This window comes from bacterium (genome assembly GCA_035945995.1).
In the GTDB taxonomy this organism is placed as follows: Bacteria; Sysuimicrobiota; Sysuimicrobiia; order Sysuimicrobiales; family Segetimicrobiaceae; genus DASSJF01.
On sequence record DASYZR010000063.1, the window covers coordinates 35746 to 53082 of the forward strand.

General features: G+C 68.8%; 15 protein-coding genes. 11 read left to right on the forward strand and 4 right to left on the reverse strand.

Annotation, left to right across the window (positions count from 1 at the left end):
- Nucleotides 1-216: 216 nt before the first annotated feature.
- The 4 genes from VGZ23_06260 to VGZ23_06275 are packed head-to-tail and all read left to right on the forward strand — an operon-like array spanning nt 217 to nt 4087.
- Complete coding sequence (locus tag VGZ23_06260; protein HEV2357199.1) at nt 217-2049, forward strand: PASTA domain-containing protein; 1833 nt, start codon at nt 217-219, stop codon at nt 2047-2049.
- Nucleotides 2024-2617 (forward strand): hypothetical protein, encoded by a 594-nt coding sequence (locus tag VGZ23_06265; protein HEV2357200.1) that lies wholly within the window; start codon nt 2024-2026, stop codon nt 2615-2617. The genes VGZ23_06260 and VGZ23_06265 overlap by 26 nt, the downstream gene beginning before the upstream one ends.
- Nucleotides 2618-2650: 33 nt before the next feature.
- Nucleotides 2651-3262 (forward strand): LysE family translocator, encoded by a 612-nt coding sequence (locus VGZ23_06270; protein ID HEV2357201.1) that lies wholly within the window; start codon nt 2651-2653, stop codon nt 3260-3262.
- A gap of 9 nt (nt 3263-3271) precedes the next feature.
- Nucleotides 3272-4087 carry a methyltransferase domain-containing protein gene (locus VGZ23_06275; GenBank protein HEV2357202.1) on the forward strand — a complete coding sequence of 272 codons (816 nt, stop codon included), beginning with the start codon at nt 3272-3274 and terminating at the stop codon, nt 4085-4087.
- 222 nt (nt 4088-4309) lie between these two features.
- On the opposite strand, the gene VGZ23_06280 is transcribed toward VGZ23_06275, so the two are convergent.
- Genes VGZ23_06280 through VGZ23_06290 form a run of 3 tightly spaced genes read right to left on the reverse strand, consistent with a single transcriptional unit; the run spans nt 4310 to nt 7499 of the window.
- Nucleotides 4310-5140, reverse strand: coding sequence for a sugar phosphate isomerase/epimerase family protein (locus tag VGZ23_06280; GenBank protein ID HEV2357203.1), 831 nt, complete (start codon nt 5138-5140; stop codon nt 4310-4312).
- 4 nt (nt 5141-5144) lie between these two features.
- Complete coding sequence (locus tag VGZ23_06285) at nt 5145-6314, reverse strand: dihydrodipicolinate synthase family protein (GenBank protein ID HEV2357204.1); 1170 nt, start codon at nt 6312-6314, stop codon at nt 5145-5147.
- Nucleotides 6315-6347: 33 nt separating this feature from the next.
- Nucleotides 6348-7499, reverse strand: a complete 1152-nt coding sequence (locus tag VGZ23_06290) for a Gfo/Idh/MocA family oxidoreductase (GenBank protein HEV2357205.1) — start codon at nt 7497-7499, stop codon at nt 6348-6350.
- A gap of 137 nt (nt 7500-7636) precedes the next feature.
- Between VGZ23_06290 and VGZ23_06295 the strand changes: the two genes are divergently transcribed.
- The 5 genes from VGZ23_06295 to VGZ23_06315 are packed head-to-tail and all read left to right on the forward strand — an operon-like array spanning nt 7637 to nt 13264.
- Nucleotides 7637-8932, forward strand: a complete 1296-nt coding sequence (locus VGZ23_06295) for an extracellular solute-binding protein (protein ID HEV2357206.1) — start codon at nt 7637-7639, stop codon at nt 8930-8932.
- A 15-nt stretch (nt 8933-8947) separates the two neighbouring features.
- A complete protein-coding gene (locus tag VGZ23_06300; protein ID HEV2357207.1) occupies nt 8948-9910 on the forward strand; it encodes a sugar ABC transporter permease in 963 nt (320 codons plus the stop codon).
- Nucleotides 9911-9916: 6 nt separating this feature from the next.
- A complete protein-coding gene (locus tag VGZ23_06305; GenBank protein HEV2357208.1) occupies nt 9917-10759 on the forward strand; it encodes a carbohydrate ABC transporter permease in 843 nt (280 codons plus the stop codon).
- A 36-nt stretch (nt 10760-10795) separates the two neighbouring features.
- The gene (locus tag VGZ23_06310) at nt 10796-12190 is read left to right on the forward strand and encodes a hypothetical protein (protein ID HEV2357209.1); all 1395 of its coding nucleotides are present in this window, start codon (nt 10796-10798) and stop codon (nt 12188-12190) included.
- A 12-nt stretch (nt 12191-12202) separates the two neighbouring features.
- Nucleotides 12203-13264, forward strand: coding sequence for a LacI family DNA-binding transcriptional regulator (locus VGZ23_06315; protein HEV2357210.1), 1062 nt, complete (start codon nt 12203-12205; stop codon nt 13262-13264).
- 45 nt (nt 13265-13309) lie between these two features.
- Here the strand turns inward: VGZ23_06315 and VGZ23_06320 are convergent, their stop codons facing one another.
- Nucleotides 13310-14383, reverse strand: a complete 1074-nt coding sequence (locus VGZ23_06320) for a methyltransferase domain-containing protein (GenBank protein HEV2357211.1) — start codon at nt 14381-14383, stop codon at nt 13310-13312.
- Nucleotides 14384-14779: 396 nt separating this feature from the next.
- On the opposite strand from VGZ23_06320, the gene VGZ23_06325 reads away from it, so the two are divergent.
- Both VGZ23_06325 and VGZ23_06330 read left to right on the forward strand, forming a co-directional pair.
- Nucleotides 14780-15262, forward strand: a complete 483-nt coding sequence (locus VGZ23_06325; protein HEV2357212.1) for a (2Fe-2S)-binding protein — start codon at nt 14780-14782, stop codon at nt 15260-15262.
- A 5-nt stretch (nt 15263-15267) separates the two neighbouring features.
- A partial coding sequence (locus tag VGZ23_06330) for a molybdopterin cofactor-binding domain-containing protein (GenBank protein ID HEV2357213.1) occupies nt 15268-17337 on the forward strand: 2070 nt, incomplete at its 3' end.

Consider the following 17337-nt stretch of genomic DNA (forward strand, 5'->3'; position numbering starts at 1 on the left):
CTTCTGACCTGCGCAACACAGACGGTGGGACGTGCGCAGACCCTACTCGCGACGAACGAGCCTCGGGTCGTGGGTCTATCCTACACTCAAGCGCGGTGTCTCCTTAGCCTGCGCAATCTTCGGATAAACGCCGCTTGGCCGTCCGGCACCAGGAACCCGGATGACGTCGTAATTTCCCAGAGCGGCGGCGCCGACAATGGAATCGTCAGCGTGACCATGGGTCAGCCGTTCGGGCGATTTTCTCCACAAACGGCTGTAGTGCCCCCGGTCCAAGGCATGCCTTTCGATAGGGCGCGCGCCGTCGCTCAGCAGCGCGAACTTTGCGCGGTCGCGAGGGGCGCAACGTCACCGGACGCTACAGTGACTGAGCAGCACCCCTACCAAGGGGAGCGGGTCGCGGTCGGGACGACAGTCATTTTGACAATGGGCCCGGTCCAGCCGGCACCCGTCGTGCCCAAGCCGGTCATTCCATGGCAGCCTCTTCCACAACTTCGTCCGGTCCCGGACGTTCGGGGCCTCTCGGTCGGTGCCGTGAGGCTCAAACTCGCAGATGCAGGTTTCATCCTCGGGCGGTACACGCCGATGCCGTCGAGTCAGGACCGGGGCACGGTCGTATCTCAGGACCCCCCGCCCGGCAGTCTCAGGACGCTGGGTGCGCGGGTCGACGTGACGTACGCCATACCGATCGTCGGGACGGTTCCGGATGTGCGCGGACTGCCGGTTGACACGGCCAGAGCCCGGCTTGTAGACGCCGGCTTTGCGCTCGGATCAACCACATCGACGCAGTCAAGGCAAGATCAGGGGACGATAGTATCTCAGGAGCCGGCTCCGGGCAGTCTCGGGACGCTGGGTGCGCGGGTCGACGTAGTCTACGCGGTGCCGATACCGCTCCCACGGATACCTGATGTTCGCGGACTGTCGGTTGACACGGCCAGAGCCCGGCTCGCAGACGCCGGCTTTGCGCTCGGATCAACCGCGCCGGCGCGGTCAAAGCAGGTTCAAGGGACGATAGTGTCTCAGGAACCGGCTCCGGGCAGTCTCAGGACGCTGGGTGCGCGGGTCGACGTGACGTACGCGGTGCCGCTGCCGCCCCGTCCGAAGCCACCTATTGAGAGTGTAATGCGGACCCCGCCGCCGATTCCGGACGTCCGCCGACTGACAGTCGAGGCGGCCAAAGCCCGACTCGCAGGTGCCGGCTTCACGCTCGGATCGACCGCACCGACACCATCGGATCAAAATCAGGGTACGGTCGTATCTCAGGATCCCGCTCCGGGCAGTCTCAGGGCATCGGGGACGCCGGTCAATGTGATCTACGCGGTGCCGATCCCTCTCCGGCCGGTTCCGGACGTTCGCCGGCTGTCTATTGACGGGGCCAAAGCCCGACTCGCAGGTGCCCGGTTTGCGCTCGGATCGACCGCGCCCGAGGAGTCGACTCAGGACCGAGACACGATAGTATCTCAGGATCCCGCCCCCGGCAGCATGAGGGCACCGGATACGGCGGTCAACGTAACATACGCCACGCCAATTGTCCGAGCGGTCCCGGACGTTCGAGGACTGACGGTCGAGGCGGCCAAGGCTCGACTCGCGGCGGCCGGTTTTGCGGTCGATTCCATTACCTCGGTCGTGGTGGTGTCCACCGCGCATTCGGGAACAGTGATCGCGCAGCATCCGGTTGCGCACACGGTCGCGCGGCAAGACACGCCGGTCGGCATTGTCTTGGCGGCGACAACGATCCCCGGTCCGATTCAGTGGCCGCCGGCGTTCGCCGGCACCCTCCTCGCGATTACTGCGTCGGCCGTCGCGGCGAGGGTGCGGCGCGTTCGCAAAGTGCGGTTCATGCGCCGCGTTCGGATCCAACCGCATCGTCCTCTTGGGACTCTGGGGATCGACTTGAACGCCGAAGAGTTGGGGAACCCTGTCGAGATCCTCGACCGCGATGTTCGCCTCAGGCCCGTCGTAGACGCGGGGAAACAGGACATCGAGCGACCAGAAGATCTGCTGAGCACGAATGGAGGGAGCGGACATGTCACCGACGTCGGTCACCCTTAGGGGGTTCTTCGCGAGCTCGGACGTTGCCCAGGATCGGTTAGAATCCAGCCCGGAGGTCGCGGCCCTCAGGTCCGCCCTATCGCTCCGGGGCCCCAAGGGCGCGTGGCCCGGCGTTCGCGGCGGCATTATCGGCTCGATTGATGAACTGATGGATATTCCGTTCGCGGAGATCGCGGCGGGCGCATGGGACAAATATCAGGTCCTTCGCAAGTATGCGGACCCAAAGAAATATGCTCCCGACGAGGTCATCGAAGTCCCACTCGCGACTCACACCATCAGATCCGAGCACAAGCCTTATCTTGAAATCCTGGTCGACGACAAGGTGATGGGGAAAGTTGATTTCGACATCGCGTTGGCGTTGACGCTGGAAGGCGCGGTTGTGAGCATTCGAGACGGCAAGATCAGGGAGATCCGGGTCGGATCGTGCGAGGGTAGTGGCAGCGTGAAGTGCGAGAACATCGCCATCGCCGAGCGGAAGACCAGGACCTTTCAGTTACCGGGGTCCATTCCGCTGCGGGACGGGATATCCGTGGCTCCCCGTGACGGCTCGAGCGGGGTGAGCCCGTAGGACACCCGCCGTCACCGGGCGAAGAGGGCCGGCGTGAGCATCGATTTCTTGATAACGTCGCTCATCGTCGTCGTCGCGCCCGGGACGGGTGTGCTCTATACGCTGGCGGCGGGCTTGTCGCGTGGGCCGCGCGCAAGCATCGTGGCGGCGTTCGGATGCACCCTCGGCATTCTCCCGCACATGGCCGCGGCGATCCTGGGGCTGGCCGCGCTCCTGCACGCGAGTGCCACGGCATTCCAGACCCTCAAGTACCTCGGCGTGATCTATCTGCTCTACATGGCGTGGAACGCGTTGAGGGAGCGGGGCGTGCTGCGGGTGGAAGAGGAGGCCGGCACCCGTTCGGTCGTGCAGGTGATCGTCACCGCTGTCCTGATCAACGTCCTCAATCCAAAACTGTCGATCTTCTTCTTTGCTTTCCTGCCGCAGTTTGTGACCACCGGCGAACCGCATCCGCTTCTGCGCATGCTCGGGCTAAGCAGCGTGTTCATGCTCTTGACGTTCGTGGTCTTCGTCGGATACGGGCTGTTCGCGGCGTCGATTCGCCGGCACGTTATCGCGCGCCCGCGGGTCTTGACGTGGATGCGCCGCACGTTCGCCGGCGCGTTTGTCGCGCTCGGCGTGAAACTCGCGCTTGCCGATCGCTGAAGCAAGTCGGTGACCCCGCCGGAGGGCCCCGCGGCGCCGCGCGACTACGCGTTCGATAACGCGTGGGCCCACGCGCGGCGGCGGCTGCGCGGGCTTGAGCAGCTCCTCGATCCCGGCACGCTTCGACATCTCGAGGCGCTCGGCGTGGGAGAAGGTTGGCGCTGCCTGGAAATCGGGGCCGGCGGGGGCTCCATCGCGGAGTGGCTCTCCCGGCGGGTGGGTCCGACCGGACAGGTCATGGCGACCGACCTGGATACCCGTTTCCTCGCGGCACTGACGGCGCCCAATCTGGACGTGCGTCGCCACGATATCGTCTCGGACGACCTTCCGGAGGGCCGATTCGATCTGGTGCTTTCGCGACTCGTGCTGGAGCACATTCAGGAGCGCGAGAGGGCGCTCCGGCGGATGCGATCCGCGCTCAGGCCGGGTGGCTGGCTGGTGTGCGAGGGAGCGGACAACATCTCGGTCGCGCTCGTGTCCCCCACGGATGCCGCGAGCAATGCCCTGTTCATGAAAATCGAGCAAGGAAAAGACCGGGTGATGGCGGCACGGGGCAGTATGTACTGCGGCCGTCACCTGTTTGGAATGCTCCGCGCGCTCGGGCTCGCCGACGTCCAGGCCGACGCGCGCGTGTCTCTGCTCTACGCGGGTACTGAACCGGTACTGTGGAAGCGGCTCTCGGTCGAACAGCTCCGGGGAGACATCGTCGACGCCGGCCTGGCGACGGCGGCGGAGATCGAGGCATACTTCGCGCTTCTCGATGCGCCCAACTTCGTATCGCAGGGATTCATCGTGACGACGGCTTGGGGCCGCGTGAGTCAGTAGGGTCCTGTTGCGGGCGCGGTCAGACCGGCGGCCCACGCGCTGATGTGTGCGAGGGTGTAGTGCATCATCTGACCCAAGGCGGCGGCGACCATGACCAAAACAAATATCAGTCCGATGCTCAGCAGCACGTACTCGGAGGTCGTCTGTTCGTTCCCGCCATGGCCGTTTTGACCGCGCATATATCTGGTCTAGTGCCCACGTACAACTGGGACTAGACACAGGTCACGCGACGTATGTGCGGTAGCCCGCCTTCATGAGCTCGAGCACGTCGTCCCCGGGCATCGCGGCGATCGCGCGATTGAAGATCTCCACCTCGACCGGCCCCGTGTAGCCGGCCGCGTCGACCGCGCGCTTGAGCCGGCGCAACTCGATCACGCCGTCGCCCATCATCCCGCGTCCGTGCAGGACGTCCGGGAGCGGTGTGATCCAGTCGCTCACGTGAAACCCGAAGATCTGCCGGCCGGCGCGCGCGATCTCCGCGCACACCGCCGGATCCCACCACACGTGGTAGACGTCCACGACGACGCCGACGGGGGCGCCGGCGCATCGCGCCGCGATCGCGTTCGCCTCCGCGAGCGTCGTGATGACCGAGCGATCCGCGGCGAACATCGGATGCAGCGGCTCGATCGCCAGCCGGACGCCGTGCGCGGCGGCATGGGGTGCGAGATCGGCGACGGCGTCCTCCACCCAACGCCGCGCGGCCTCGAGGTCGCAGCCGCCGAGCCCCCCGCAGACCAGCACGAGGGTGTCGGTGCCCAGGTCCCGCGCCTCTTCGATCGCGCGCCGGTTGTCCGCGATGCGCGCGCGCCGCTCCGCCTCGCTCGGCGCGGGGAACCATCCCCCGCGGCACAGACTGGAGACCCCCACACCGGCCTCGCGGGCGGCACGGGCGGCTCTCGCGACGCCGACCTCGGCCACCTTCTCGCGCCACAACCCGATCCAGCGAAGGCCGTGGCGGGCGCATCCTTCCACCGCCTCCGGGACGCTCCAGGCGGGGATCGTCATCTGGTTCAGGCTGAGGCGTACGCCGTCGTCGGACGGAGCGGCCGGCATGACCCTAGTCGACCCCCACCACCGCCATAACTCTCCGGAAGCGATCGGCGGCGAGCTCGGGGTCCCGGAGCAGCCGGGCGCGATCCGCCAGCACGAGGATCCCGGCGAGGTGGCCGACCGAGCGGGCGCTTTCCAGCCCGCCGACCATGCGGAAGTGGCTCTGGTGCCCGTTCAGGTACGCGAGAAACACCACGCCGGTCTTGTAGTGGCAGGTCGGTATCTGAAAGATATGCCGCGCGAGCGGGACCGTGGGCGCAAGGATCGCCTCGTAGGCGTCCGTGTCGCCGCGATCGAGCGCCTGAATTGCCGCGGATGCCGCGGGCGCGATGGCGTCGAAGATACCGAGCAGCGCGTGGCTATGGAGGCGGCCGTCGCCGCGGATCAACTCCGGATAGTGGAAATCGTCGCCGGTATACACGCGGACTCCCGCGGCGTGGAGCCGCCCCCGCACGTCGACCTCCCGGCCGCGGTCGAGCAGGGAGATCTTGACCCCGTCGATCTTGGGCGCGTGCTCGCTCACGATCTCGACGAACGTCCGGGTCGCCGCGTCCAGGTCGTGCGACCCCCAGTACCCGGCGAGTTGGGGGTCGAACATCTCGCCGAGCCAGTGAATGATTACGGGACGGCGGACCCGCGAGAGAACCTGTCCGTACACCCGCAGGTAGTCCTCGGGGCCCCTGGCCCGTGACGCGAGGTGCCGGCTGGCCATGAGCACGACCGCGGCGCCTTCATCTTCGATGAAGGCGCACTGCTCGTCGTACGCGCCCTGGATCTCGTCGAGGCCCACCCGTGCGCCGGCCGGCAGTTGATCGGTGTTCGCGCCGCAGGCGAGCCTCCCCCCGGCGCACCGGGCCTCGGCCGCGGTCCGCCGGATGAGCTCGCGGCACGCGTCCCAGTCCAGGCCCATTCCCCGCTGGGCCGTGTCCATCGCCTCGGCCACCGCCAGCCCGAGTGACCAGAGATACCGGCGGTAGGCCAGGGTCGCATCCCAGTCCAGGTGCGCGACCGAGTCCGGCGTGTTCTCGGCCAGCGGATCGGCGACGACGTGGACCGCCGCGTACGCCACGCGGGTTCGCAGCGCCACACCGGGCGCCCCGAACGGCGAGGCGGGCCCCAGCTCGTAGCGGCTCAGGGTCCCGTCCTCGCGAGGCAGCGTCACCGCCGCGCGGACCATGCGTTCCTCCACGTCTTCCCCTACCGGCGACCGTCAGAGCGCGAGCGCCGGAACCTCGATCCAGCGCCCCTCGCGCCACGAACGCATCCCGGCCTCGGCCAGCTGCAGGCCCTTCGCCCCCTCGGGGAACGACCAGGGGAAGGGCTCGTCGCGGGCCACGTGCCGCAGAAAGAATTCCCACTGTACCTTGAAGGCGTTGTCGAACGGTTCGTTGTCCGGCACGTCGAGCCAGTGCTGCCGGTAGGCGGTCTGCGGCGCCTCGTCCGGATTCCATACGGCCCTCGGCGTGTTGGCGCGGTGCTGCGTCCGGCACGTCCACAATCCGGCGACGGCGCTGCCGTCGGTGCCGTCCACCTGGATGCTGAGCAGCTCGTCACGGTAGACGCGCACGCACCACGACGAGTTGAACTGGACGACAATCCCGTCGCCGGCCTCGAAGATCGCGTACGCCGCGTCATCGGCCGTCGCGGCGTACGTCTCGCCGCGCTCGTCGACCCGCCGTGGGATGTGCGTGGCCCCGGCGCAGACGACGCGCCGCACCGGCCCCACGAGGCGCTCCAGGACGTAGCACCAGTGCGGAAACATGTCGGCGATGATGCCGCCGCCGTCCGCCGTCCGGTAGTTCCAGGAGGGACGCTGAGAGGGCTGCCAGTCGCCTTCGAACACCCAGTACCCGAACTCTCCCCGGACGGCGAGCACCCGTCCGAAGAAGCCGCCGTCCACGAGCCGCCGGAGTTTCCGGATGCCCGGAAGGAACAACTTGTCCTGCACGATCCCGGTCCGGACGCCCGCGGTGCGCGCGAGCCGCACCAGGTCGAGGCCGGTCTCGAGGTCTTCGGCGAGCGGCTTCTCGACGTAGACGTGCTTCCCCGCGCGGATCGCGCGGCGGGTCGGCTCGGCGCGGGCGGACGTGACCTGCGCGTCGAAGTAGACGTGCGCCGCCGGATCCCCCAGGCACGCGTCCAGATCGGTGCTCCACCGCTCGAGCCCGAACCGACCGGCCAGCGCGGCCAGCTTCTCGGAATCGCGGCCGACGAGGATCGGCTCCGGCCAGATCACGTCGCCGTCCGCCAGCGCGACGCCGCCCTGGCCGCGAATGGCCATGATCGACCGTGCCAGGTGCTGGTTGGTGCCCATGCGGCCGGTCACGCCGTTCATGATGATGCCTACCGTCTGCCGCGCCATGCCCGAACTCCTTCGTCCGCCCCGCCACGAACGCGTGTTTCCCCGCCCGCCACAGCGAGACGACAGGAGATTCGGGGCCGGGATAGAAACCGATTTCTACCCAATGCCCGTGGGGACCTGCGAGGGGGTGGAACGGTATGCAACGGCTTCGGCGGCGAGCGTTCCTTCGTCTGACGGCCTTCGCCGCGGCCGGCGGCGCCCTGCTCGGTCGCGCGGCGGCGCAGACCCCGCTCACGCTTCGCATCATGTGGTGGGGATCGAAGACCCGGCACGATCGGACCATCAAAGTGCTCGAGATGTACCAGGAGAAGAACCCCGGGATCAAGTTCACCTACGAGTTCACAGGGTTCAACGACTACTGGACGCGGCTCGCCACCATGGCCGCGGGCGGCAACCTGCCCGACATCATCCAGCAGGACTACGCGCGGCTCGACGAGTGGGTGGCCAACCGCCTTATGATCCCCCTCGACGACTACGTGAAAGACGGCACGATCGACCTCGCCCGGGTCCCGAAGGTCAGCATCGACGGCGGGCGCATCGGCGGCAAACTGTACGCGATCAACCTCGGCAACAACTCCCAGTCCATGCTCCTGGACGTCGATGCGTTCAAGCGGGCCGGCGTTCCGCTGCCCAATCAACGGTGGACCTGGCAGGACTTCGAGCAGATCTGCATGGCGATCCACGATAAGGCGGCGATCTTCGGCTCGGGCTACGCGCTCTCCGATCCCCAAATGTGGAAATCCGTCTACATCGGGCAGGGACAGTGGGTCTTCGCCAAGGACGGCCGGTCGATCACCGTCGACGACGGGCCGTTCGTCGAGTACCTGAAGATGCTGCTGCGCCTGCAGAAGGCCGGCGCCGTTCCCTCCCGCCAGCAGGAGATCAGCGAGTATCACGACAACATCGAAGCGCAGCCGATCGTGCCGGCCAAGGCCGCGACGTCATATCAGTGGAGCAACCAGGTCGTGGCCGAGGATGCGGCCGGCGGCAAGGACCGCCACTACGCGGTCACGCATCTGCCGCGGCCCAAGGGCGGCCGGCCGTCGAACTACCTCAAGCCGTCGCAGTTCTTCTCGATCACGTCGCACTCCAAGCATCCGAAAGAGAGCGCGGCGGTCATCGACTTTTTCACCAACTCGATCGAAGCCAACCGGGTGCTGCTGGCCGAGCGGGGCGTGCCCATCGCGCCGAAAGTCCAGGAGGCCCTCAAGCCGCTCTTGAAGCCGATCGACCTCGAGACGTTCCGCTACGTGGCCCGCGTCCAAACCGACGGCAGCCCGCTCCCGCCGCCCGACCCGCGGAACGAGGGGCCGTTCGAGAACAACGTCTTCACACCGCTCGTGCGCGACGCGGTGCTGCTCGGAAAGATCACGCCGGAGGAAGGCGCCCGGATCCTCAAGGCCGAGGGCAACAAGGTGCTGGCCAGGTCGTAGGCGCCCCGGGATCGCGTGATCACCGACCTTCTGCAGGCCCCGCGCCGAACGGGACCGGCGACCGACCGCGGCGCCCGCCGCCTGCGTCTGCGGCGCGAAACCCTCGCGGGCTATCTGTTCATCGCGCCGTGGCTCGCCGGATTCCTCGCCTTCACGGTCATTCCCATCGTCGCGTCGCTCGGGCTGGCCTTCACGAGCTACAACATCCTCTCGCCGACGCTCCGCTGGGTCGGCCTGGAAAATTTCCAGCGCATGTTCACGGAGGATCTGCGCTACTGGACCGCGGTCAGGCAGACGTTCTATTTCGCGTTCACGTCGGTCCCCTTGAAACTGGCGTTTGCGCTCGCGCTCGCCCTGCTGATGAACCGGCCGAGCCGGCTGGCGGGCGGCTACCGGGCGCTCTACTACCTCCCCTCGATCGTGGGGGCGAACGTCGCGGTCGCGGTGATGTGGCGGCAGATCTTCGGCGCGGACGGCGTGGTCAACGCACTCCTGGCGGCGCTCGGCATGCCGGCGCACACCGCGTGGCTGGGAAACCCCGCGACGGCGATCTGGACGGTGGTGGCGCTCGCGGTGTGGGAGTTCGGATCGCCGATGCTCATCTTTCTCGCGGGGCTCAAACAGATCCCCGCGGAGCTCTACGAGGCCGCGGCGCTCGACGGCGCCGGCACCCTGGCGAGGTTCCGGCGGGTGACGCTGCCCCTCCTCAGCCCCATCATCTTTTTCAATTTCGTCGTGCAGATGATCTTCGGCTTCACGGTGTTCACGTCGGCGTTCATCATCTCCGGCGGCACGGGCTCGCCGCTCGACAGCCTGCTCTTCTATCCCCTGTACCTGTACCAAAAGGGGTTCCGGGATCTCGAGATGGGGTACGCCGCCGGCATGGCGTGGGTCTTGCTCGTGGTCATCGCCGGCCTCACCGCGCTGATCTTCAAGTCCTCCCGCTACTGGGTCTTTTACGCCCAGGACGAGGGGTAGACGACGATGCCGGCACGAACCGCGCTCCGAGGCCTCGCCTACCACGCTTTCATGATCGGCTTCGGGTTCGTGATGCTCTACCCGCTGCTGTGGCTGTTAGCCAGCTCGCTGAAAGGGCCCGCGGAGATCTGGACCAACGTGTCGTCGCTCATCCCGAGATTGCCGACCGGGGAGAACTACGTCCGCGGCTGGGCGGGGTTCGGCGGCGTGTCGTTCGCCACGTTCTACAAGAACTCGTTCTTCTACGCCGGCCTCGGTACGATCCTGACCGTCTGCTCATCGGCCGCGGCGGCGTACGGCTTCGCCCGGATCCGGTTCACCGGGCGGCGGTTCTGGTTCGCGGTGATGATGTCGACGCTGCTGCTGCCGGTGGAAGTCCAGATCGTTCCGCAGTACATCCTGTTTACGAAGCTCGGGTGGCTCAACACCTACCTGCCGCTCCTGGTCCCCAAGGTGGGCGGCCAGGCGTTCTTCATCTTCATGATCATGCAGTTCATCCGCGGCGTCCCCGCCGAGCTCGACGATGCGGCGGCGATCGACGGCTGCAACAAGGTGGGGATCTTCTTCCGGGTGGTGCTGCCGCTCATCACGCCGGTCCTCGTCGCCGCGGCGATCTTCTCCTTCTACTTCACCTGGAGCGACTTCCTGAACCCGCTGATCTACCTGAACGACCCGAACCTGTACACCATCTCGGTGGCCCTCCGATCGTACGCCGATCCGGCCGGGGCGACGGATTGGGGCGCGGTGTTCGCCATGTCGGCGCTGTCGCTTGCGCCGGTGTTCGTGATCTTCATTCTGCTGCAGCGCTACCTGGTGCAGGGCATCAGCACGACGGGCTTGCGGGGATAGCGGCCGCATCACCGGGACGACGGGAGGGAAACTTCGATGAAGATCGGGTTTATCGGCGGCGGCAGCGTGCAGTGGACGCCCATGCTCGTGGCGGACCTGGCGATGAACCGCGCGCTTGCCGGCGCGGAGCTGGTCCTGCACGACATCGACGCCGACGCGCTGGCCTTGATGGCCCGGGCCGGCCGCCGGGTCGTCGAGCAACTCGACGGGCGGATGACAATCACCACCAGCACCGAGCGCGCCGAGGCGCTGCGCGACGCCGATTTCGTGATCCTCTGCGTGGCGATCGGCGGCCTGCGCGCGATGGGGAGCGACCTTGCCATCTCGCAGCGCCACGGCATCCATCATACGGTCGGCGACACGGTCGGGCCGGCGGGGCTGGCCCGCGGCCTGCGCCACGTCCCGTTCGCGGTGCAGGTGGCCCGCGAGATGGAAGCACTGTGCCCCCGTGCCTGGCTGCTGAACTTGACGAACCCGATGACGACGATCTGCCGGGGCGTCACGCGGGCAACCGCCATTCGCACCGTGGGACTCTGTCACGAGGTGGATCTCTTTCGCGTCAACCGGCTGGCGCCGTGGTTCGGGGTGCCGGCCGAGACGATCACCGTCGAGGTCGCCGGCGTCAATCACCTCCCGGCGATCCTCGGCCTTCGTCTTGGCGACCAGGACGGCATCGCGGCGCTGCGGGCGTGGCTGGACCGGCACAGTCCGTTCGAGTTCATGGGGGACCACGCCCCGGAGCCCCACCGGGACGTCTTCAGAGACCGCCTCGCCGTCAAGCTGACCCTGTTCGACCAGCTCGGCGTGCTGTTCGGGGCCGGCGATCGCCATCTCGCCGAGTTCTTCCCGTCCTTCATTTCCGACGCCGCCGACCGGGGCGCGCGCTACGGCGTGCTGTTGACTACGGTCGAGCACCGGATGGCCAACGGGCAGGCCCGGCGGGCGTGGGCGGAGCGCTTCGTCGCAGGCGAGCGGGCGACGCTCCAGCATTCCGCGGAGACCCTGGCGCCGGTGATGGCCGCGCTGGCCGGCGGACCCTCGGGCCGGTTCGTCGTCAACGTCCCGAACCGCGGGCAGATCGACAACCTGCCGCGGGACGCGGTCGTGGAATGCGTCGCCGAGGTCGATGCCCTCGGCATCCGGCCGGTGGCGGTCGGGGCGCTGCCCCTTCCGCTGTACGCGGCGGTCGCGCCGCATCTCGCCTGGCAGGAACTCGTCGTCGAGGCGGCGCTCACGGGGAGGCGGGCGGCGGCGCGGGCGGCGATGGCGGTCGATCCGATGGTCGGAGATCCCGCGATCGTGGATCCATTGCTCGACGAGTTGCTGGCGGCCAACGCGCCGTTCGTCCATGCCACGGAAGGAGGCGGCCCCGCGCAAAGCGCGGGGCAGGCTCGCGCGGCGTCGCACCCGACGGCGTCCGGACGCGCCTAGGGGCCCGCGACGATGGTCTCGGTGTACGACGTCGCGCAGCGCGCCGGCGTATCTCCGGCAACGGCGTCGCGCGTGCTGTCCGGGTCGTCCTACCCGGTGCGCGCGAGAACCCGCGAGCGGGTCCTGCGGTCGGCGAAGATCCTGGATTTCCGTCCCAGCATGGTGGCGCGGGCTCTCGTTACGGCGCGCACACGCACGCTCGGCGCCATCGTGCACGACGTGTCCGACCCGTACTTCGGCGAGGTTCTGCGTGGCCTCGAAGGCGCGGCGCACGCGAACGGCTATCAGATGTTTGTCTGCAGCTCGAATCGCGAGACGCAGCGCGAACTGGCGTACGTCCGATCCCTGCTGTCGTACCGCGTCGACGCCATCCTCTTCTGCGGGGGCGGCATCGACGACCGGCGCTACGGCACCGAGTTGCGCCGGCTGCTGGACGGGTACCGCAAGACGGGGGGCGCCGTGGTGACCCTGGCGCCGCACGGGTACCGGGCGCCGAGCGTCACCGCCGACAACCGCGGCGGCGCCGTCGCGATGGCCCGGCACCTGCTGGATCTGGGGCACCGGCGGCTCGGCGTGGTGGCCGGGCCGGCCTCGATTCGCACCGGCACGGTCCGCGTCGCCGGCTTCCGGGCCGCCTTGGCCGAACGCGGGGTGGCGCTTGCGCCCGACCTGATCGTTTCAGGGGAATTCACCGCGGAGGGCGGCGCCGCGGCGGTCTCGCGCCTTCTCGACCGCGACCCCGCGATCACCGCGGTCCTCTGCGCCAACGACGTCATGGCGTTCGGCGTTCTGCACGAGCTCGCCGGCCGGGGGATCCGCGTGCCGCAGACGGTGTCGGTCGCCGGCTTCGGCGACGTCAGGATGGCCGCGTACACGAACCCGCCCCTATCGACCGTCGCCGTCCCGCGGTACGAGATCGGATGGCAGGGCGTGCACGCGGCCCTCGCCCTCCTCGCCGGGGAACCGGTGCGGTCACGCCGCCTGCCGGTGTCGGTGGTTGCCCGCGCGTCGACCGGACGCGTGCCGGAGCGCACCGCGTCGGGACGGCGCGAGCAGCGCCGGCGGGCGGGCTGAGCCTCGGGTCCGCGCCCGACGGTGGGGCGGCCCGGCGCCGGAGGGCTACGGCGTCCGCACGCAGGCGAACAGCGTGCGCCGGTAGTTGCCGCGGTAGGGGCCGGCGTGGTCGACGTCGGCCCCTAGGCGCACCACGCGAGAAAACGAGGTGTGCCGCCGGATGAACTCGACGATGAAGTCGTCGTCCCAGCGCGGCAGGGCGCCGCGCCACCATCGTTCGTGTGCCTGGCCCGTATCGACGAACAGGCACGATCCGGTAATCCGGTCGACCTCGCCGAGCAGGTCCCCGGCGCTGCCCCCGTTCGGTCGCAGCACGAAGTGATGCAGCACGCTCAGCAGCAGCACGACGTCCCACGTCCGGCCGCAGGAGGACAGGTAAGTCCGCAGGTCACCGTGCACCGTCTGCTCCGGCCGCAGGCCGTACGCGGTTCGTCCGACCTTCAACGCCGCGGGATCCGCGTCCACGCCGATCGCCGTGCTTCCCCGCTTGGAGAACTCGTTGACGAACCAGCCGTAGGCGCACCCAAGATCGAGCACGGACAACGTCGCGAGCGGGCGCCCGGCCGCCGCCAAGAATTGCAGCATCAGGGTCAACCGGTCGTCGCACCGCCGCACGACGTCCCACGTGCCGTCAAATTCCACGCCCTCGATCGGCTGGTACAATTCCCGGCGGCCCCGCGTCTGCGCGCAGGCCAACACCAGGGATTGCAGCGCGGTCGGCGACCGCGGGGACACGACGGCCGCCGCTGTCTCGTGGCGTCCCAGGGCCCAGGCGACGGCCAGGCGATGGTGACCGTCGCTGACCTGCACGGTGTTGGAGGTCAGCGATTCGCGGACGACCGGCAGGGATCCGGCGGCGGAATGCCGACCCCGGTGGGCGAACTCCACCTCCGTCGCATCGCCGCGCGCGATCCGTTCGTAAAGCTGTGTAAACGCGCGGGCCTGCGCGGCGATTCCCGCGGACGTCCGGTGGCCGAAATAACTTCCCCACAGGCGGATCGCCTGCGCCGCGTTCTTGAAGTACGGGGTCTGCTCGAGGGTGCTCCCAACGAAGAGCTCCTCGCCCAGCGTCCGGTACTGTTCCAGCAGGTGCGCGTGCGGCGAATCTTGCATCAGCATCGATGCCCGACGGGCGTTCCCCGTAGCCTCGGCCCAGCGCCCCGCGTCGAACGCCCCTTCGCCGCCGATCAGTGTTCGGCGCAGGTCAATCGACCTGACCGCGGTCCTCCGAACAAGGTCCCGCCAACTCCCGCGCCCGGATGCGATGCGCCCGTACGCACGGTGCAATCCTGGTGGCATGAGTTGCTTTAGGGACATGGGTTCGGGTAACTCTCCGCCTGACGGTATGCCGCGCCTGCGCCGATTCTAACCAAGAGCGCGCCGGTCCGTCCACGCCCGGGAGCGCCTGTGCGCTCCTTTGAGACAAAATCTTCATAATCTCAAGGATAGAATGCAAGAAAGACGGGCAGGATCGGCGCAGGCCCGCTCCTGTTCCGCGGCTGGGGGTGAAGCGCCATGAGCAGTGCCTCCTCGGTCACCGCTCTCCGCCTGACCGTCAACGGCAGCGTACATAGCATTCGATCGTCCCCGGACACTCCGCTCCTCTACGTGTTGCGCGATGAACTCGGGCTTCAGGGACCGCGGTTCGGCTGCGGGCTTGGGCAGTGTGGCGCATGTACGGTCCATCTCGACGGGGCCGCGGTCCGCTCGTGCAGAATCGCCGTCTCCGCCGCGGCCGGCCATCCCGTCACGACCCTGGAAGGCCTCGGAACCGGTGACCGGCCGCACCCGGTACAGCAGGCCTTCATCGACGAACAGGCGATGCAGTGCGGCTATTGCATCAACGGTTGGATCATGGCGTCGGCCGCGTTGCTCGCCAAGACTCCGCATCCGAGCGAGGCCGAGATCCGGACCGGGCTCCGGGGGCTCGTTTGCCGGTGCGGGGCGCACATGCGGATCCTCCGGGCCGTCCGGCGCGCGGCCCGGACGCGAGGGTGACGGCGATGAGGCGCGTCCGTCCGCGCGTCCTGTCCCGGCGCGACTTTCTGAAGACCTCCGGGGCGGTAGTGGTCGCGTTTGGGATTCCGCCGTTCCTCGGCGCGCCGCTCGACGCCGCCCCCGGTCCCGCCGCCGTGCGCGCTCCAGGACCGATCGACTCCTGGCTGGCGATCGCGCGGGACGGCAGCGTCACCGTGTTTACGGACAAGGTCGAGCTCGGTATGGGCGTCTCCACCGCGTTTGCCCAGATCGTAGCGGAGGAGCTCGACGTCCCGGTGCGGTCGGTCTCGGTGGTGATGGGTGATACCGCGGTGACGCCCGATCAGGGCGGGGTCGGCGGGAGCACGTCCATCTCGGTGGGCGCCGTGCCGATCCGCCAGGCGGCCGCGGAAGGCCGCCGCGTCCTGCTGGAGCTCGCGTCGGCCCGGCTCGGCGTCCCCGCCGGCCGGCTGATCGTGCAGGACGGGATCGTGCGGCGCACCGACGACCCCGCGAAGGGCGCGGCGTACGGCGACCTGATCGGCGGCCGGCGCTTCGACGTGACGCTCAAAGCGTCGGGCGGAACGCCCGACGCCGGCGCCGTCCGGCCCAAAGCCCCGGATCAATACAAGGTCGTCGGCACGCCCGTACCCCGGATGGACATCCCGCCGAAAGCGGCCGGCCGGTTCACGTACGTCGTCGACGTCCGCGTGCCCGGCATGCTGCACGGCCGCGTCGTGCGGCCGCCGGTGCCGGAGGCCAGGCTCGTCCGTGTCGAGCGGGGGCAGGACTTGCCGCCAGCGGTCAGGATCGTCACCAGGGGCACCTTCGTGGGGGTCGTGGCCGAGACCGAATGGGAGGCGATCCAGGCGGCCGGGAAAATCGCGGTCACGTGGTCGACGTCCGAAGCGCGCTGGCCGGCGATGCCCGATCTCTACACCGCGATGTGGGCGATGGCGCCGACGACCCGGAAGGTCATGGCCGAGACGGGCGGCGTCGATGCGGCGTTCGCGTCGGCGGCGCGCACAATCGAAGCCCGCTATGAATGGCCGTTCCAGTCGCACGCGATGATGGGGCCGGCGTGCGCGGTGGCGGACGTGCGCGCCGGGAGCACGACGATCTGGTCGAGCACGCAGCATCCGCATCAGCTCGCGCACGGGATCGCGGAGCTGCTCGGCCGCCCGGCCGATACGGTGCGCGTCATCTGGGTGCAGGGCTCCGGTTCCTACGGCCGCGCGGGCGGCGACGACGCCGCAGGCGACGCGGCGCTCCTCTCGCAGGCCACCGGACGGCCGGTGCGGGTGCAGTGGATGCGCGCCGATGAAACGGGCTGGGATCCGAAAGGACCTCCTGTGGTCATGGCCGCCCGCGCCGCCCTGGACGCGCGCGGCGGCGTGCTGGGGTGGGACTACGTCGCGCGCGGGTTCTCCGGCAGCGGCACGTCCCCGAGACCCGATACGGCGGGCGACCTGCTCGCCGGCCAGTTGATGGGACGGCCGGCGAGTGGCGTCGACGTGCCGCCCGCGCTTCAGGAGAACTACGTCTTCGCGTCCAAGCGCAAAATTGGGGAAGTCGTGCCCTGGCCGCAGGACGCGTCGCCGCTGCGGACGTCCAACCTGCGGGCGCCGAGCCAACCGGCGACCACGTTCGGCGGTGAGTCGTTCGTGGATGAGGTGGCGGCCGCCCTGCGCGCGGATCCGGTGGAGTTCCGTCTGCGTTACCTGCGCGAGCCGCGGGACATCGCCGTGGTACGCGCCGCCGCGGACCGGGCCCGCTGGACCGCGCGCCCGTCGCCTCGCGCGGACGCGCCGCGCGCCGGCCTCGCCACCGGGCGCGGGATCGCCTACACCCCCCGCGGCAACACCCGCCTCGCGACGGTCGCCGAGGTGGGAGTGAATCGGGCGACCGGCGAGGTCCGCGTGACCCGTCTCGTGATCGCGCACGACTGCGGACTGATCGTCAATCCGGACGGCTTACGGGGGACGATCGAAGCGAATCTGCTTCAATCGGTGAGCCGGGCCCTCAAGGAAGAAGTGCGGTTCGGCCCGGCCGGGGTGACCAGCGTGGATTGGCATACGTATCCCGTGCTCACGACG